A 16,089-nucleotide genomic window follows, 5' to 3' on the forward strand; every position below is an offset into this window, starting at 1 on the left:
AAGAAAAGTGAGGCGTGGAGACACGATGTCTCCACGCCGGAGGTGACTGACGATGTCAGCCGCCGTGCTTGAAGGTCGGTACGTTCATCTTGACGAAGTCGGGCGACAGGGTCTTCAGCCAGTCCACCGACTTCTGACCTGCCGGAGTCGTGATCGACTTCGGCTCGAAGATCATCATGTCGTCGAGAACCTTGAAGTCGTAACCGGGCGCGGCCTTGCTGACGCCGACGAGTTGCGACTCAAGCCCCTGGTGGTCTTCCGGACGCAGCGACACCGGGCGGCCCCAGCCCTTGAACTCGAGACCTTCGGCGGCGTCGATCACCTGCTCGCGGCTCGGCCACTTGCCGCCATTGGCCTTGATCGCCTTCTCGACGGCACCCTGATAGGCCGCGAACGCCTGCTGCATATGATAGACCGAATAGATCGGCCAGCTACCGGTTTTGGCCTTGAAGGCTTCGTTGAACGCCTTGAACGCCGCGTCGTTCTTCATTTCCGGATGCAGGAACCAGTGGTCGCCACGCGCGCCGATGATCAGGCCGTCCGGGAGATCCTTGCCCAGTCGCTGCATCGAGGATTCGCCGATGCCGAGCACAAAGGCGCTTTGCTGCAACAGGCCGCGCTGTCCGGCCTGACGCACCAGCGTATCGAGGTCGCCGCCCCAGCTCGTGGTCAGCACGACGTCGGGCTTGAGCGCCAGCAGGCGCGAGATTTCGGTCGAGAAATCCGGCGCACCGAATTTCGGGAACAGTTCGGCGACGACCTTGACGTCGGGCTTCATCACCTTGAGCGCGGTCGAGAAGATTTCCCAGCTCTCGCGACCCCAGGCGTAATCCTGGTTGACCACGGCAATGGTCTTGAAATCCGGCTTGGTCTTCAGGAGATAGACCAGCACCGCGAGCATCTCGGGCGTGCCGTTGGCCTGCGAGCGGAAGTTATAACGATACTTCTTGGCTTCGAGGATCGAGGACGCGCCGCAGTCCCACATCAGGTTCAGCATCTTCAGGTCTTCGGCGAGCGGCGCGAGCTGCCCGCAGCTTCCCGAGGAGATGGCCGCGAACGTGACGTCGACCTTGTCGTCCTGCACCATCCGGCGATAGTTCGACACCAGCGCCTCACCGCCGGCTCCCTCGTCGATAAAGCTCACGCTGACCGGAACGCCTCCGATGCCGCCCTTCTTGTTGATATCTTCGGCAATCATTTCGGCAGCGGCCTTGGCCGGCACACCGAATACCGAGGCAGGCCCCGACAGGAAGGTGGCGATGCCGATCTTGAGTTCTTTCGGCTTGTCCTGGGCCTGCGCGGGAAATGCGAAAAGTGTGGCGGCCAAAGCCGCTGCCCCGGACATTCTTGCGAGTGTTCTTATTGGCTTGATCACGACGTCTCCCCTTTTTGATTATTTTATGGTGATAACATGCCACAATTCACCGATGGCAAGTCTGGCTTTTTTTTCGCAGAACCGATTCTAGCATTTTCGACATTGGCCTATTGCCGGGCTGGCACCAAGACAGCGAACGCCGTGGCGGCGCCGCAGGCGCGCCATCATGCATTAATCTCCGGTACAGCCAAGCCGCTGCCGGCGCGGCCATAGCGACACAGTGGCGCGCATCGACCCATAGCCGGAGGCTGTTCACCAACGACGTCTGAAGGAATGATGCCGCCGGGGCCATCCCGCTCTGGCGCGGCCCTCGCCGCCCCTGTAAAACGCCAGCGGGTTCAATGGGTCCCGGGGGCGACGCGTCTGCCGAAGTATCTGAAAATGGTTCTGGCCGCCGTGGCGGTCATCGCGGTGTCGTTCGTCGCCAGCCTGAAGATCATGGACTGGCTGTCGCCGCGCGGCACGGTGCAGCCGCCGGTGCTTACCGAATTGCCGCCGCTACCGCCGGCGCCGCGCTCCTCCGTGGTGATGGCGCCGGTCGCGGTGGCGCTGTCGGCGATCCGCGATGCCGCTGACCGCGCCGCGCAGCGGACGTTCGCCGGCAAGGCCGAGAATCCGATATCGCAGATCCTGCAGAATGCCGACATCGGCTGGACCGCCTCGCGCGGGGCGATCAGCGCGACCGGCGCGCAGGACGTGCTGTCGCTGTCGACGCCGATATCAGGCACGCTCAATGTCACCGGTTCACTGTCGGCGAAGGCGACGGGGGCAGTCGGCGACGCGCTCGGCGGCCTGCTCGGCGCCAACGTCGCCAAACAGATCGGCGGCATCAACATCAAGAATCTGAACGCCAGCGCCGAGATCAAGGGCAACGTCACCGTCACCGCGCGGCCGAAGATCGCCGCCGCCTGGCGGATCGAGCCTAACCTCACCGCACAGGTCAATCTCGGCGACACCAGCCTGACCGTGGCGGGTGCGCGCGTCAACGTGCCCGCGCAGGTCAAGCCGCTGATCGACAAGACGGTGGCCGATCAGCTTGCCGCGGTACAGGCGCGGATGCGCAACGATCCCGCCTTCGAGCAGAACGCAAGGGCGCAATGGGCCAAGGCCTGCCGTTCGGTCCCGCTGCAGGGGACCGGGCCGAGTTCGTCGCTGCCGGCGCTGTGGCTCGAATTGCGCCCCATCCGCGCGATTGCCGCGCAGCCGCGCGTCGACGCGTCCGCGGTGACGCTGACGCTCGGCATCGAGGCCGAGACCCGCGTCACGCCGGTCGAGACCAAGCCCGTCTGTCCGTTCCCCGCCACCATCGCCATCGTGCCGGCGGCGCCGGGGCGGATCGCGATCGGCGTGCCGATCGACATGCCCTTCACCGAGATCAACAAGATCGTCGATGCGCAGTTTGCCGGAAAGACGTTTCCGGAAGACGGTTCAGGTTCGGTCGGTGTCACGGTGAAGCGCGCCAGCGTCGCGGCATCCGGCGACCGGCTGCTGATTTCGCTGCTGGTGAACGCCAAGGAAAAGAAGAGCTTTTTCGGCTTCGGCGGCGAGGCCACTGTGCACATCTGGGGAAGGCCCGTCCTCGATCAGGCGCAGCAGACGCTGCGGCTGACCGATATCCAGCTTGCTGTCGAGTCGGAGGCCGCGTTCGGATTGCTGGGCGCGGCGGCGCGCGCGGCCGTGCCGCATCTGCAAAAGGCGCTGGCGGACAAGGCGACAATCGATCTCAAGCCGTTCGCCAGCAATGCGCAGAAGAAAATCGCCGCCGTCATCGCCGACTTCCAGAAGAACGAGGACGGAATACGGGTGGCGGCCGAGATCACCACCCTGCGGCTGGCCGACATCGCCTTCGACTCCAAGACGCTGCGCGTGATCGCGGAAGCCGAAGGCACGATCAACGTCGCGGTCAGCGCACTGCCGGGGCTGTAGCGTTACTTCTCCCTCGCCCCGCTCTTGCGGGGAGAGGGTCGGGGTGAGGGGCTCTCTCAGCGAGTCTGGTGTTCGAGGATATACCTGTACCCCCCTCGCCCGGATCGCATCTATCGATGCGATCCGACCTCTCCCCCGCAGGCGGGGCGAGGTAAGAGAACCGAGCGCTATCGGCCCGATCACACCGAGCGGCTTTCCTGCTTCACCGTCGTCGCGGATGCGACCAGCGATCGGATCAAATCCGCATCCGAGCTCGTAGCTGGATTATAGACGACCATGCTGAGGTCGGGCCGGCCATCGACGGCGAACGCGGAATATTCCAGTGCGATCGGGCCGAGCAGCGGATGACGGAGGCGCTTTACCCCCTCGCCGTGAACGTTGACGTCATTGTCACGCCATAGCGCCGCGAATTCGGGACTGAGCCTGCAAAGCTCGTCCACGAGTTCGGCGACTTCGGAAACCGCGCCGGCGCGCGCCGCATCTGCCCGGAAGGCGCCGACCACGAAGCGCGCGACGCTTTCCCAATCATATTGCGCGGCCCGGACGTGGGGGTTGCCGAAGATCATGCGAAGGATGTTGCGCTGGCCCGGCGGCAGCGCGCCATAGTCGGTCAGCACCGCAACGGCCGCGCGATTCCATGCGACAACGTCCCAGGTCGCGGTCCTGATCAGCGCGGGGCTGACCTCGAGCGCATCGAGCAGCCGTTGCAAGCGGGGGGTGACGCCCTCGGCGGCCTTGTAACGCACCTCGGGAGGACGCCCGAGCCCGAGCAGAAAGAGATGTTCGCGCTCGACGTCGGTCAGCATCAGCGCGCCGGCGATCCGGTTCAGCACATCGGCCGAGGGCGCGCCGCCTCGTCCCTGCTCCAGCCAAGTGTACCAGGTCGCGCTGATGTGGGAGCGTTGCGCAACCTCCTCCCGCCGTAGCCCCGGCGTCCGTCTGCGCCCGATCGGGAAACCGAAGGCCGCCGGATCAAGCCGGATGCGGCGATCCTTCAAATACGTGCCCAGCCGATTGTTGGTCCGGTCATGTTGTTCTTGCGGCATGCCGATCCTGTTGGTCATTATACCATGATAATGTCACTACTTTAACAGTATGGCAGCTTAGCCGATATGAGTCTCCGGCCAACATTGGAGACTTCCCATGCGCATATTCCTCACCGGCGCGACCGGCTTCATCGGCTCGGCGATTGTTCCGGAACTCATCAACGCCGGCCATCAGGTGCTTGGACTGGCGCGGTCGGATGCGGGGGCCCAGTCGCTCACCGCCGTCGGCGCCGAGGTGCATCGCGGCGATCTCGCAGACCTCGAGAGTCTGCGCAGCGGCGCGGCGAAGGCTGACGGGGTGATCCACTGCGCCTTCGACCACAACTTCGCGAACTTCGTGGCGAACTGCGAGAAGGACAAGCGCGCCATCGAGGCGCTCGGCAGCGCGCTCACCGGATCGGACCGGCCCCTGGTTATCACGTCAGGCACCGGAATCGGCAGCGCAGCGCCAGGTCAACAAGCGACCGAGGACGTCTTCAACACCAGTCACCCGAACCCGCGCATTGCCACGGAAATGACGGGCGCCTCGATGTCGGCGCTGGGGGTCAACGTGTCGGTGGTGCGGCTTCCCCAGGTCCACGACACGGTCAAACAGGGTTTTGTCACCTACGCCGTGGCCTTGGCGCGCGAGAAGCGCGTTTCAGCCTATGTGGGCGATGGAAAGAACCGCTGGCCGGCGGCGCACGTATCCGATGTCGCGCGCCTCTACCGGTTGGCTTTGGAGAAGCGGGAGCCCGGCGCGAGGTACAACGCGGTCGCCGAAGAAGGCATCACCGTTCGCGATATCGCTGAGGTCATCGGCCAGGGCTTCAAGGTGCCGGTGGTTGCCCTATCTCCGGAGGAAGCGGCGGATCATTTCGGATGGCTCGCGCCATTTGCCGGCATGGATCTCCCGGCCTCCAGTGCGCAAACGCGCCAACGGCTCGGATGGCATCCGATGGGGCCGGGACTAATCGCCGATCTCGAACGGATGAGCTACGCTTGAGCAGGCACATTGCACGCCCTGCTTACTTCTCCCTCTCCCCGCACTTTGCGGGGAGAGCGTTGGGGCGAGGGGCTGCTTCCACAAACTCGATAGATCTGAGTTCGCGGAGAATCCCCCTCACCCGAAGCCTTCGACTCCGACTCTCCCCGCAAGCAAAGCGGGCGAGGTAAGAAATCACGCCCGCATTTTAGCCGTTGGTAGCGGGTTCCACCGCGGCCTTCGGCTTACGCTCTTCCGCAAAGCCGGATACAACAGGCGCCTAAACGAAGCCCTCAACAAAAAGCCTGGGAGAAGAAACCATGAAATCCATCGCAGCCGCGGTCGCGGCCGGTCTTGCCGTCGCCCTATCGGGCGGCGCCGCACAGGCCCAGATCTCCGACGACGTCGTCAAGATCGGCGTACTCACCGACATGTCGAGCCTCTACGCCGACGCCACCGGGAAGGGTTCGCTCGCAGCCGTCGAGATGGCGGTCGCCGATTACGGCGGCAAGGTGAAGGGCAAACCGGTCGAGGTGGTCGCCGCCGACCATCAGAACAAACCCGACGTCGGCGTCAGCATCGCCCGCAACTGGTACGACAACGACAAGGTCGATGCGATCTTCGACGTGCCGACTTCTTCCGTGGCGTTGCCGATCTCGGCGCTGACGCGCGAAAAGAACAAGATCAACATCAATTCCGGCGGCGGCAGTTCCGACATCACCGGCGTCGCCTGTTCGCCCAACACCGTGCACTGGACCTACGACACCTACGCGCTGTCGAACGTCGCCGGCAAGGCGATGGTCAAGCGCGGCGAGGACACCTGGTTCTTCGTCACCGCCGACTACGCCTTCGGCATGGCGCTGCAGCGCGACGCCGCCAACGTCGTCAAGGAAAGCGGCGGCAAGGTCGTCGGCGACGTGCGCGCGCCGCTCAACTCGTCCGACTTCTCGTCGTTCCTGCTGCAGGCCCAGGCTTCCAAGGCCAAGGTGATTGCGCTCGCCAATGCCGGCGGCGACACCACCAACGCGCTGAAGCAGGCCGCCGAATTCGGCATCATCGACGGTGGCCAGAAGATGATCGCGCTGCTGATGGAGATCACTGATGCCCACGCGCTCGGCGTCAAGGCCACCCAAGGCCTGATCGTCACCGACGCCTTCTACTGGGACATGAACGACGAAACCCGCGCCTTCTCGAAACGCTTCAACGAGAAGGTCGGCCACATGCCGACCATGATCCAGGCGGGCCTGTATTCGGCGACCATGCATTACCTGAAGGCGATCGAGGCCATCGGCTCCGACGAGGCGCCGAAGGTGATGGCGCAGATGCGCGCGACCCCGGTCAACGATTTCTTCGCCAAGAACGGCAAGATCCGCATCGACGGCCGCATGGTCCACGACATGTATCTGTTCGAGGTGAAGAAGCCGGCCGAGTCCAAGAACGAATGGGACCTCTACAAGCTGATCGCCACTGTACCCGGCGACGAAGCATTCCGTCCGCTCGACAAGGGCGGCTGCCCGCTGGTCACGCACTGACGGTTGCGACAGCAAAAACGCGCCCGGCAAAACCGGGCGCGTTATATATTTCGCCGCGGCGGCGTCAGCCTTCGAACTTGAACGAGACTTTCAGCTTGGCGCGGTAGGCTTCGACCTTGCCCTTGGCGTCCAGTTGCAGATCGAGCGTGACAACCTCGGCGACGCGAAGATCGCGCAGCGATTTTCCGGCCCTGGCAACGGCGGCGGTGGCCGCCTTTTCCCAGGAGTCCTTGCTGGTACCGATCAGTTCGATAACCTTGTAGACGCTCTCAGCCATGTCGTCCTCCCGTTGGTTTCAGGCAGGACGCAGGAGTTCCCGCCGCAACCGAGCGTAGCATCGGGATATGCCGGCTGATAGGATGCGCTGCAGCATGGTTTGGCCAAGCAGGCCGCCGAAAATCAAACCAACAATCAAACCATGAATCAAACCGGCCGGGCGGCAATGCCGTCCGGCCGGTTGATGTCGCTCACGTGGGCCGAAGCCCGCGGACTTAGTTGATCGAATACTTGAACTCCGGCATCGCCTTCAACTCGTCCTTGGTCGCGTTGAACACGGCGTGGTCCGGATACCAGGGATTGGGCTTCGAAGCCGCCGCGGGAGCCGTGGTTGCTGCGCCCGTCGTGGTGGTCGAAGGCGGCGGCATCGTCGAAGACGACTTCGCAGCGCCAGACGCACCCGGCGCGTTGGCCGCGCCGGTATAGGCCACCGGCTCGCTGACGAACTTCACCTTGTCGAACGGCACCGCGACGAGGTGCTCGCCTACCCCGAGGAAGCCGCCGACGCCGATCACGACCGCCTTGATGTTACCGCTCTTGTCGGTGAGCAGGTCATTGATCGAGCCCACGCTTTCGTTCTTGTCGTTGTAGACGCTCAGGCCGGCCATCTTGGACGCGCGCCAGTCCCCCTGGAACGACGAAGATGTACTGGACGCTGGCGCCATGCCGGCGCTGTCGGTGGTGGTCGCGGTTGGATTCTGCGCGAATGCGGCACCGGCAAGCAACGCGGAACCGGCAATCGCGGCGATGGTATATCTGGCCAACATTTTGGTTCTCCTCAGTTCAGAAATCGATACCGGGAAAACCCGTCAGCCCACCAAGCGTTCCGCAGTTCTGCAAGAGAACACTGCGGTCAAAAGCCGCCCCAGTAAGGCGGCATGCCGTAATAGCGATGCAGCTCCGCTTCCTGCGCACGATCGCCCCAGTCGAAATCCTTGTCGGCGCGGAACGACGGCGCGCGCTTCAGTTCCTCGTCTTCGATATCGAGTTCGTAGGCCTCGAATTTTGTGCTGTAGCAGAGCCGCCCCCACGGCAACGGAAGCAGATTGGTTCCGATGCCGAGGAACCCGCCGAAGCTCAACACGGCGTAGGACACCTGGCCGGAGATCTTGTCGATCATCAGCCGCTCGATGTGGCCGATCTTGTCGCCGTTCGGCCGCCGTACCGCGGTGCCTTCGATCCGGTCGCTCGCGATCAACTGATGCGGCCTGGACGTGACCTCGATTGCCATCGCACCCTCCAGATATGAACGGAAGGATTAACGTTCCATCGGGCCGTCGGTTCCCGCGTGCTGTCGCTGCACGACCGCCAGCCCCACGGGTTAGTGGTCCGCATCCAACTGCCGGTACACCAGCAGATCGAGCGGTCGGCCGCCTAGTCAAGCCGCCTGGGTGAATCGCGTGTTGTTACGCCGCGAGCGCGTCGGGATCCGCGTGGTCGTAGATCGCGACCGCTTCGAAGCGATAATCGCAGGCGCGACAGAACCAGAGGAACGATGTCCGGCCCGGGCTGCTTTCAATCCAGTCCGGCCGCGCGATCGGCTTGCCGCATTGCGCGCAGGGATTTTCGCGGGGCAGATAGCTGGAGCCTGATCCAGTCATGGCGCACCTCCCTCAGATTTTATTTTTTGTAGATTCTATTTTGATTTGAATGGGACAGATTTGCTGTCGGAAGCAAGCGTCCCGCGTCCAAAAAAATCCTAGACCTGCATTGAGTCATTTGCACGACAAACATGCGCTGCTGGACGACAAACATGCGCTGCGATGCAATGCGAGGAACGAGAGTGCGCAATCGCGATCCGGAGCGACGGCGGGCACGGCGCAGGCGTGCCTCTGCCCACGCGGCATGCGTAACGTCCGGCCGGAGCCTCGCGGATGTCCTCGGGATGAGGTGCCGCGGCGTCGATGTCGCCGGTTTTTCGCCACAACTGGCCGCGATACTGGGTTGTCCAAATCATTAACGCGTCGCCCGATCCATATCGCGTCCGCCCGAGATCTTTTTCATGAAGCGTTTGCCCGTCATTGCCTGGCCTGTCGCCGTGGCAGCGCTGCTGTTTCCGCCTCGCGTGGAAGCGCAGAATCGCGCGACCTTTGAACAGACCGTCGCCGTTCACGCCAAGGCGAACCAGGTGCCGGAAGCGCTGGTGCACCGGGTCATCGTCAGGGAGAGCAAGTATCAGCCGAACCTAATCGGACGCGGCGGCACCATCGGGCTGATGCAGATCAAGCTCGCGACCGCGCGCGGCCTTGGCTACAAGGGCGACGCCGAAGGCTTGCGCGATCCCGAAACCAACTTGACCTATGGCGTGAAATACCTCGCCGGCGCCTACCGCGCCGCCGAAAGCAACCACGACCGCGCCGTGCATTTATATGCCAGCGGTTATTACGAGGTCGCCAAGCGCCAGCGGCTGAAGCATACCGCGCCCATGCTGGCGAGTGCACCGTCCAATGACGCCGTCGCGGAACCGACCGAGGCCGCCGTCGCACCTGTCGAGGTCGCCAAATCGGATGAAGCCGCCAGGCCTGCGGAAGCCGCTGCAATGCCCGATGCCGTGAAGCCCAACGCTACGGCGCCCACGCATGCTTCGCGGCGCAAAATCGTTTCAGCTGCCAAAACCGCGTCAAAGCCGATCGATCTGATACCCGGTTTCCTGAAGCCCAAAGTCGCTTCAAAGCCCGCCGCGAAGAAGCTCGCGGACGCGAAAGAGCGGGTTCCGCGCCCGTCTGCCGGCATGCCTGCCAGCACTTCCAGCGGTGCAAACGCCCCAAAGCCGCGTTGACACGTCAGCCCATCGGCCTACATTAGACCCGTTCCGAGGGGAGCTCCGACGAGGAGCTGAGATACCGCAAACTTTGGGCCAGCCCTACGTCAAGGTAGAGCGCCCGAGACCGCGGTGACCCTTTGAACCTGATCCGGGTCATGCCGGCGAAGGGACAGGGATGTTACAGGGTTCCAAGTCGCGGGGGGATTCCCCCGTTTCCATTATCGGCGCGGGCATTGCTGGCGCGTGGCAAGCCTTGCTGTTCGCGCAGGCCGGCCACGCCGTCACGCTATACGAGCGCAGCGACGCCGAGATGACGCTGTCGACCAGCCACTGGGCCGGCGGCATGCTGGCGCCCTGGTGCGAGGCCGAAGCCTCGGAGCCGATGATCGGCAGGCTCGGCCTGCGCTCGCTCGATCTCTGGCGCGAGCATTTTCCCAAAACCCCGTTCAACGGCTCGCTGGTGGTGGCGCATGCGCGCGACCGCGCCGATTTCGAACGTTTTGCCAAACTCACCACCGGCCACGTCAGGCTCGACGCGCAGGGTCTCGGCGAACTCGAACCGTCGCTCGAAGGCCGCTTCCGCGACGGGTTGTTCTACGCCGATGAAGGCCATGTCGAGCCGCGCCGCGTGCTGCCGGAGCTGCATGCGCGGATCACTGCGGCCGGCGGCACCATCAAGTTCAACAGCGACGCCGATGCTGAAAACCTCGACGGCCAAAACCTTGAGGGAATCGTGATCGATTGCCGCGGCCTTGCCGCGCGCGACGAGCAGAAGGAACTTCGCGGCGTCAAGGGCGAGATGATCATCGTCGAGACCTCGGAAGTCGAACTGTCGCGCCCGGTGCGGCTGATCCATCCGCGCTGGCCGCTCTACGTGATCCCGCGCGGCGACGGCAAGTTCATGCTGGGCGCGACCTCGATCGAGGCCGAGGACACCGGCGTCAGCGTGCGCTCGGCACTGGAGCTTCTCGGCGCGGCCTACGCCGTGCATCCGGCGTTTGCCGAAGCGCGGATTCTCGAATTCGGTTCCGGCCTGCGCCCGGCCTATCCGGACAACCTGCCGCGGATCACGGTCGAGAAGAAAAAGATCGCCGTGAACGGGCTCTATCGCCACGGCTTCCTGCTGGCGCCGGCGCTGGCGGAATTGACGCTGGCGCATGTGGCGCGCGGCGCGATCGACAATGAGGTGATGCGATGCGTGTAACCGTCAACGGCGAGCAGCGCGAGATCAATGCCTCCCGGATCGACGCGCTGCTCAGCGAGCTCGAATACGAAGGCACCCACTTTGCGATTGCCGTGAATTACGACGTGCTGCCGAAAAGCCGCTGGGCCGAGACCACGCTGAAGAGCGGCGACGAGATCGAGATCATCACGCCGCGGCAGGGAGGGTGATTTGGTGAACGGCACACCCGACACACCGCTGTCATCGCCCGGCTTGACCGGGCGCCCCAGTACGCCGCGGCCGCGCGGTTCAATCGCTAGTTTCCCGGCGTACTGGATCCCCGCCTTCGCGGGGATGACGGTTGTGGGTGGGACGACAAATTGAGAGATCCCATGCTGAACTTCTACGGCAAAACCTTCCCCTCCCGCCTCCTGATCGGCAGCGCGCTGTATCCGTCGCCGGCGATCATGCAGGGTGCTATCAGGGCCTCCGGGGCCAACATCGTTACGGTGTCGTTGCGGCGCGAGTCCGCCGGCGGCAAGACCGGCGATGCGTTCTGGTCGCTGATCCGCGAGCTCGACGTCTCCGTGCTGCCGAACACCGCCGGCTGCCGCAGCGTGCGCGAGGCGGTAACCACCGCCAAGCTGGCGCGCGAGCTGTTCGGCACGCCCTGGATCAAGCTCGAGGTGATCGCCGACAACGACACGCTGCAGCCCGACGTGATCGGCCTGGTCGAGGCCGCCGCCATCCTGATCAAGGACGGTTTTGAGGTATTCCCCTATTGCACTGAAGACCTCGGTGTTGCGATGCGGCTGGTCGACGCCGGCTGCAAGGTCGTGATGCCGTGGGCGGCCCCAATCGGCAGCGCCAAAGGCATCATCAACCGCGATGCGCTAAAGCTGCTGCGCGACCGGCTGCCCGACATCACGCTGGTGGTCGATGCCGGTTTGGGCGCACCGTCGCATGCGGCGCATGCCCTCGAACTCGGCTACGACGCCGTGCTGCTCAACACCGCGATTGCAAAAGCCGCTGACCCGATCGCGATGGCCAACGCATTTCGTCTCGCCGTGGAATCCGGCCGCACCGCCTTTGAAGCGGGGCTGATGGAAGCCCGCGACTTCGCCTCCCCTTCCACCCCTGTCATCGGGACCCCATTCTGGCATGCCGTATCCTGACAAGTTCTATCCCGTCGTCGACAGCGTCGCCTGGGTGGCGCGGTTGACCAAGCTTGGCGTCGGCACCATTCAGTTGCGCGCCAAGGACCTCAACGATTCGCAAGCGCTGCAGATCGTCAGCGATGCGCTGGCCGTCACCAAGGGCACCGGCACAAAACTCGTCGTCAACGACTACTGGCGCGCGGCGATCGTCGCTGGCGCGCAGCATCTGCATCTCGGCCAGGAAGACCTCGCCGATGCGGACTTGAACGAAATTCGCAGCGCCAAACTGACGCTCGGCATTTCCACCCATGACGACGCAGAACTTGAGACCGCGCTGCGTGCCAGACCCGATTACGTGGCGCTGGGGCCAATTTTTCCGACCACGCTGAAATCGATGCGCTTCGCGCCGCAGGGCATTCCCAAAATCACCGAGTGGAAGAAGCGCATCGGCAACATCCCGCTGGTCGCAATCGGCGGTATCAAGTTCGAACAGGCCGCCGATATTTTCGCCGCCGGCGCCGACTCGATCGCGGTCGTCAGCGACGTCACCCAACATGCCGACCCCGAAGCGCGGGTGAGGCAATGGCTGGGCCAGAACGCGGAGGCCGCGTGAGCATGAGTGCTTGCAGAAACACCCCCACCCCAACCCTCCCCCGCAAGCGGGAGAGGGAGCCGACCTCGCGCTTGTCTTCCCTCTCCCGCCTGCGGGGGTCGAGACGAGCGAAGTTCGCTCTTAGGGTGGCGCGCGCGTCAGCGCGCGACGGGTGGGGGAACGCCACACCCAACGCTATCAATTAGAAGTTCAACGGAGGATCCCATGAACATCCGCTCCAACCCCGACACCACGCTTCCCGCCGTCACCACCGGTCCGCTTCCCGCCTCGCGCAAGATCTGGGTGACGCCGGATGAAGCCCCGGATGTCCGCGTGCCGCTGCGCGAGATCATCCTCAGCGAAGGCGCCGGCGAGCCGAACCTGCCGGTCTACGACACCTCAGGCCCCTACACCGATCCTGATGTCACCATCGACGTCAATGCCGGCCTGAAGCGCGCGCGCATCGAATGGGTCAAGGAGCGCGGCGGCGTCGAGGAGTACCAAGGCCGCGACATCAAGCCGGAAGACAACGGCAATGTCGGCGCCTCGCATGCGGCGAAGGCCTTCACCGCGCATCACCAGCCGCTGCGCGGCCTCGATGGCCACATGATCACGCAGCTCGAGTTCGCCCGCGCCGGCATCATCACCAAGGAGATGATCTACGTCGCGACCCGCGAAAACCTCGGCCGCAAGGTGCAGCTGGAGCGCGCCGAAGCCGCGATCGCCGACGGCGAGAGCTTTGGCGCCAGCGTGCCCGCGTTCGTGACGCCGGAATTCGTCCGCTCCGAAATCGCGCGCGGCCGCGCCATCATCCCCTGCAACATCAACCATGCCGAACTGGAGCCGATGATCATCGGCCGCAACTTCCTCACCAAGATCAACGCCAATATCGGCAACTCCGCCGTGACCTCGTCGGTCGAGGAGGAGGTCGACAAGATGGTGTGGGCGATCCGCTGGGGCGCCGACACCGTGATGGACCTCTCGACGGGCCGCAACATCCACACGACGCGGGAATGGATTCTGCGCAATGCGCCGATCCCGATCGGCACCGTTCCCATTTATCAGGCGCTGGAGAAGTGCGAAGGCGATCCCGTCAAGCTGACCTGGGAGCTCTACAAGGACACGCTGATCGAGCAGTGCGAACAGGGCGTCGACTATTTCACCATTCATGCCGGCGTGCGCCTGCCCTACATCCACCTCACCGCCAACAGAGTCACCGGCATCGTGTCGCGCGGCGGCTCGATCATGGCGAAGTGGTGCCTGGCGCATCACAAGGAAAGCTTCCTCTACACCCATTTTGAGGAAATCTGCGACCTGATGCGCAAGTACGACGTCTCGTTCTCGCTCGGCGACGGTCTGCGTCCCGGCTCGATCGCCGACGCCAACGACCGCGCGCAATTCGCCGAACTGGAGACGCTCGGCGAACTGACGCAGATTGCCTGGAAGAAGGGTTGCCAGGTCATGATCGAAGGCCCCGGCCATGTGCCGCTGCACAAGATCAAGATCAACATGGACAAGCAGCTCAAGGAGTGCGGCGAAGCGCCGTTCTACACTTTGGGACCGCTGACCACCGACATCGCGCCGGGCTACGACCACATCACCTCGGGCATCGGCGCCGCCATGATCGGCTGGTTCGGCTGCGCGATGCTGTGTTACGTGACGCCGAAGGAACATCTCGGCCTGCCGAACCGCGACGACGTCAAGGTCGGCGTCATCACCTACAAGATCGCGGCCCACGCTTCCGATCTCGGCAAGGGCCACCCCGCCGCGCAACTGCGCGACGACGCCTTGTCACGCGCGCGTTTCGACTTCCGCTGGGAGGACCAGTTCAATCTCGGCCTCGATCCGGAAACCGCCCGCGCCTATCACGACGAAACCCTGCCGAAGGAGGCCCACAAGGTCGCGCATTTCTGCTCGATGTGCGGGCCAAAGTTCTGCTCGATGAAGATCACCCAGGACGTGCGCGATTATGCGGCGACCTTGAACGATCCCGACAAGCGCGCGGTCGCCGGTGGCGGCGTCGGCATGTCGGTCTCTGGCGTGATCGAGGACGGCATGGCGCAGATGAGCCAGAAGTTCAAGGAAATGGGCAGCAACGTGTATCTGGATGCGGAGAAGGTGAAGGAGAGCAATCGGGTGTTGTGAGGCACCTGATCTCCTCGTCATGCCCGGGCTTGACCCGGGCATCCCTCGGAATGCGAAAGGCCGGGCGAGAGCCCGGCCTCTTTATTGTCGGAAAGAGTTAGGGAAGAGTCGAGAGTGTTGTAAGAGGCCCACTTTACACGCAAAGTGAGAGAATCAGGCCGACCTTGATAAGGCGCGCACAATGATTGAATATGATTGGGACGTATTCATTAGCCACGCCTCCGAAGACAAAGAGAGCGTGGCCCGACCACTTGCAAATCACCTTGCGGGATTCGGCCTTAAAGTTTGGCTCGACGAGTCCGAAATACACCTGGGCGATAGCTTATACCCAACGACCGTGTAGGCCTGCTAGACCTTCCGCAAACCCTTGGGGGCGGACCAGGGAAACGTAATCCGCCGCATCTCTCCGCAACAGCCTTTGTATTGCGGTGGGTTACGCTCCGCTAACCCACCCTAGGCACCTACAGTTCCCCTACTTCACCCGCTTGTAAAAATTACTCGCACTCCCCCGCCCGCCACCGACATTTGGGTTGGTGTTGACGAACTCGTCGTCGGTGAGCTTGTCGATATTGCGGGTCTGCGCTTCGCCCTCCCAGTTCGGGAATGAAGACGACACGATATTGTAGGTAACGGTCTTTTTGGCCTCGTCGACGGTGTAGGTGCCGAACACCGACAGGCTGCGCCGCATGATCACGGCGTATTCCTCCGGCGTGCCGGTCATGCGGTTGTTGGAGGCGATCTTGGGCACGTCGCCGGCGACATGGATCTGCGCGAAGCGGCCGTCGGCCGTGAAGATCAAAATGCCCTTGGGCGTCTCGCCGAACGGAAACGACTTCTTGCCGTCGGGCGCCGACACCTCGGCGACCACGAAATTCCAGGTGCCGACGATCTGCTCCTTCAGGCTTTTGGCCGGCTGCGCGGCGGCGGCGCCGGCCGACAGAGCAAGCGCGAGCAGACTGGCGGCGATCCTCAACTTCATGGGTTCCTCCCCGGAGACGTGTTGGCGCGCATGCTAGGGTCGTAGGCCGGATTAGCGAAGCGTAAACCGCCACCTCTTCGCAACCGAGCTCGTAATTCGGTGGGTTACGCTTCCGCCTACGCTCTTTGAGCTACGGCGGACAAGTCGCTAACCTACCCTACGTTGCTTCGC

Annotated in this window: 16 protein-coding genes, 1 pseudogene and 1 riboswitch; of the genes and pseudogenes, 10 read left to right on the plus strand and 7 right to left on the minus strand. The window is 63.6% G+C overall.

Annotated elements, in window-relative coordinates; genetic code table 11:
- Positions 1–55 precede the first annotated feature (55 nt).
- Entirely contained in the window at positions 56–1,327 is a 1,272-nt protein-coding gene (locus FFI89_RS26375; protein WP_246669261.1) for an ABC transporter substrate-binding protein, read from the minus strand.
- Between the two features lie 429 nt (positions 1,328–1,756).
- On the opposite strand from FFI89_RS26375, the gene FFI89_RS26380 reads away from it, so the two are divergent.
- On the plus strand, positions 1,757–3,301 hold the full coding sequence (locus FFI89_RS26380; protein ID WP_138830479.1) for a DUF4403 family protein: 1,545 nt from the start codon (positions 1,757–1,759) through the stop codon (positions 3,299–3,301).
- 179 nt (positions 3,302–3,480) lie between these two features.
- Here FFI89_RS26380 and FFI89_RS26385 read toward each other — a convergent pair whose 3' ends face one another.
- Complete coding sequence (locus tag FFI89_RS26385; RefSeq protein ID WP_138830480.1) at positions 3,481–4,347, minus strand: helix-turn-helix transcriptional regulator; 867 nt, start codon at positions 4,345–4,347, stop codon at positions 3,481–3,483.
- A 97-nt stretch (positions 4,348–4,444) separates the two neighbouring features.
- On the opposite strand from FFI89_RS26385, the gene FFI89_RS26390 reads away from it, so the two are divergent.
- Together FFI89_RS26390 and FFI89_RS26395 are read left to right on the plus strand one after the other, a co-directional pair.
- Positions 4,445–5,332, plus strand: coding sequence for an SDR family oxidoreductase (locus FFI89_RS26390; protein WP_138830481.1), 888 nt, complete (start codon positions 4,445–4,447; stop codon positions 5,330–5,332).
- A 299-nt stretch (positions 5,333–5,631) separates the two neighbouring features.
- Complete coding sequence (locus FFI89_RS26395; RefSeq protein WP_138830482.1) at positions 5,632–6,843, plus strand: ABC transporter substrate-binding protein; 1,212 nt, start codon at positions 5,632–5,634, stop codon at positions 6,841–6,843.
- Between the two features lie 64 nt (positions 6,844–6,907).
- Here the strand turns inward: FFI89_RS26395 and FFI89_RS26400 are convergent, their stop codons facing one another.
- From FFI89_RS26400 to FFI89_RS26415, 4 genes are all read right to left on the minus strand, one after another.
- The gene (locus tag FFI89_RS26400) at positions 6,908–7,120 is read right to left on the minus strand and encodes a dodecin family protein (protein WP_074818153.1); all 213 of its coding nucleotides are present in this window, start codon (positions 7,118–7,120) and stop codon (positions 6,908–6,910) included.
- Between the two features lie 214 nt (positions 7,121–7,334).
- On the minus strand, positions 7,335–7,886 hold the full coding sequence (locus FFI89_RS26405; RefSeq protein WP_138830483.1) for a PRC-barrel domain-containing protein: 552 nt from the start codon (positions 7,884–7,886) through the stop codon (positions 7,335–7,337).
- An 86-nt stretch (positions 7,887–7,972) separates the two neighbouring features.
- Positions 7,973–8,350 carry a PRC-barrel domain-containing protein gene (locus FFI89_RS26410; protein WP_138830484.1) on the minus strand — a complete coding sequence of 126 codons (378 nt, stop codon included), beginning with the start codon at positions 8,348–8,350 and terminating at the stop codon, positions 7,973–7,975.
- 175 nt (positions 8,351–8,525) lie between these two features.
- Positions 8,526–8,720, minus strand: coding sequence for a hypothetical protein (locus FFI89_RS26415; RefSeq protein WP_138830485.1), 195 nt, complete (start codon positions 8,718–8,720; stop codon positions 8,526–8,528).
- Positions 8,721–9,121: 401 nt separating this feature from the next.
- On the opposite strand from FFI89_RS26415, the pseudogene FFI89_RS26420 reads away from it, so the two are divergent.
- The 7 genes and pseudogenes from FFI89_RS26420 to FFI89_RS35420 form a co-directional block, all read left to right on the plus strand.
- Positions 9,122–9,526, plus strand: a pseudogene (locus FFI89_RS26420) (transglycosylase SLT domain-containing protein); the annotation flags it as partial.
- 398 nt (positions 9,527–9,924) lie between these two features.
- Positions 9,925–10,071, plus strand: a riboswitch (TPP riboswitch).
- On the plus strand, positions 10,059–11,087 hold the full coding sequence (locus FFI89_RS26425; RefSeq protein WP_138830486.1) for an FAD-dependent oxidoreductase: 1,029 nt from the start codon (positions 10,059–10,061) through the stop codon (positions 11,085–11,087). Its footprint overlaps the riboswitch before it by 13 nt.
- Positions 11,078–11,275, plus strand: a complete 198-nt coding sequence (gene thiS / locus FFI89_RS26430) for a sulfur carrier protein ThiS (RefSeq protein ID WP_138830487.1) — start codon at positions 11,078–11,080, stop codon at positions 11,273–11,275. Before FFI89_RS26425 ends, thiS begins: the two co-directional genes overlap by 10 nt.
- A 162-nt stretch (positions 11,276–11,437) precedes the next feature.
- A complete protein-coding gene (locus tag FFI89_RS26435; protein WP_138830488.1) occupies positions 11,438–12,220 on the plus strand; it encodes a thiazole synthase in 783 nt (260 codons plus the stop codon).
- Positions 12,207–12,815, plus strand: a complete 609-nt coding sequence (locus FFI89_RS26440; protein WP_138830489.1) for a thiamine phosphate synthase — start codon at positions 12,207–12,209, stop codon at positions 12,813–12,815. Before FFI89_RS26435 ends, FFI89_RS26440 begins: the two co-directional genes overlap by 14 nt.
- Before the next feature lie 204 nt (positions 12,816–13,019).
- Positions 13,020–14,939 (plus strand): phosphomethylpyrimidine synthase ThiC, encoded by a 1,920-nt coding sequence (gene thiC / locus FFI89_RS26445; RefSeq protein ID WP_138830490.1) that lies wholly within the window; start codon positions 13,020–13,022, stop codon positions 14,937–14,939.
- Positions 14,940–15,120: 181 nt separating this feature from the next.
- Positions 15,121–15,282: a toll/interleukin-1 receptor domain-containing protein gene (locus FFI89_RS35420; protein ID WP_138830491.1), complete on the plus strand. Its 162-nt coding sequence runs from the start codon at positions 15,121–15,123 to the stop codon at positions 15,280–15,282.
- A 129-nt stretch (positions 15,283–15,411) separates the two neighbouring features.
- On the opposite strand, the gene FFI89_RS26455 is transcribed toward FFI89_RS35420, so the two are convergent.
- Positions 15,412–15,918 carry a lipocalin-like domain-containing protein gene (locus FFI89_RS26455; RefSeq protein ID WP_138830492.1) on the minus strand — a complete coding sequence of 169 codons (507 nt, stop codon included), beginning with the start codon at positions 15,916–15,918 and terminating at the stop codon, positions 15,412–15,414.
- Positions 15,919–16,089: the final 171 nt, after the last annotated feature.

The sequence above is a fragment of the Bradyrhizobium sp. KBS0727 genome, assembly GCF_005937885.2.
Taxonomy (GTDB): Bacteria; Pseudomonadota; Alphaproteobacteria; order Rhizobiales; family Xanthobacteraceae; genus Bradyrhizobium.

Excerpts from the sequence above, each read along its gene's own strand:
- FFI89_RS26405 (WP_138830483.1), bottom strand. The coding sequence starts at position 7,886 with ATGTTGGCCAGATATACCATCGCCGCGATTGCCGGTTCCGCGTTGCTT.
- FFI89_RS26415 (WP_138830485.1), bottom strand. The coding sequence starts at position 8,720 with ATGACTGGATCAGGCTCCAGCTATCTGCCCCGCGAAAATCCCTGCGCG.
- FFI89_RS26455 (WP_138830492.1), bottom strand. The coding sequence starts at position 15,918 with ATGAAGTTGAGGATCGCCGCCAGTCTGCTCGCGCTTGCTCTGTCGGCC.
- FFI89_RS26385 (WP_138830480.1), bottom strand. The coding sequence starts at position 4,347 with ATGCCGCAAGAACAACATGACCGGACCAACAATCGGCTGGGCACGTAT.
- FFI89_RS26410 (WP_138830484.1), bottom strand. The coding sequence starts at position 8,350 with ATGGCAATCGAGGTCACGTCCAGGCCGCATCAGTTGATCGCGAGCGAC.
- FFI89_RS26435 (WP_138830488.1), top strand. The coding sequence starts at position 11,438 with ATGCTGAACTTCTACGGCAAAACCTTCCCCTCCCGCCTCCTGATCGGC.
- FFI89_RS26440 (WP_138830489.1), top strand. The coding sequence starts at position 12,207 with ATGCCGTATCCTGACAAGTTCTATCCCGTCGTCGACAGCGTCGCCTGG.
- FFI89_RS26390 (WP_138830481.1), top strand. The coding sequence starts at position 4,445 with ATGCGCATATTCCTCACCGGCGCGACCGGCTTCATCGGCTCGGCGATT.
- FFI89_RS35420 (WP_138830491.1), top strand. The coding sequence starts at position 15,121 with ATGATTGAATATGATTGGGACGTATTCATTAGCCACGCCTCCGAAGAC.
- thiC (WP_138830490.1), top strand. The coding sequence starts at position 13,020 with ATGAACATCCGCTCCAACCCCGACACCACGCTTCCCGCCGTCACCACC.
- FFI89_RS26380 (WP_138830479.1), top strand. The coding sequence starts at position 1,757 with ATGGTTCTGGCCGCCGTGGCGGTCATCGCGGTGTCGTTCGTCGCCAGC.
- thiS (WP_138830487.1), top strand. The coding sequence starts at position 11,078 with ATGCGTGTAACCGTCAACGGCGAGCAGCGCGAGATCAATGCCTCCCGG.
- FFI89_RS26400 (WP_074818153.1), bottom strand. The coding sequence starts at position 7,120 with ATGGCTGAGAGCGTCTACAAGGTTATCGAACTGATCGGTACCAGCAAG.
- FFI89_RS26395 (WP_138830482.1), top strand. The coding sequence starts at position 5,632 with ATGAAATCCATCGCAGCCGCGGTCGCGGCCGGTCTTGCCGTCGCCCTA.
- FFI89_RS26425 (WP_138830486.1), top strand. The coding sequence starts at position 10,059 with ATGTTACAGGGTTCCAAGTCGCGGGGGGATTCCCCCGTTTCCATTATC.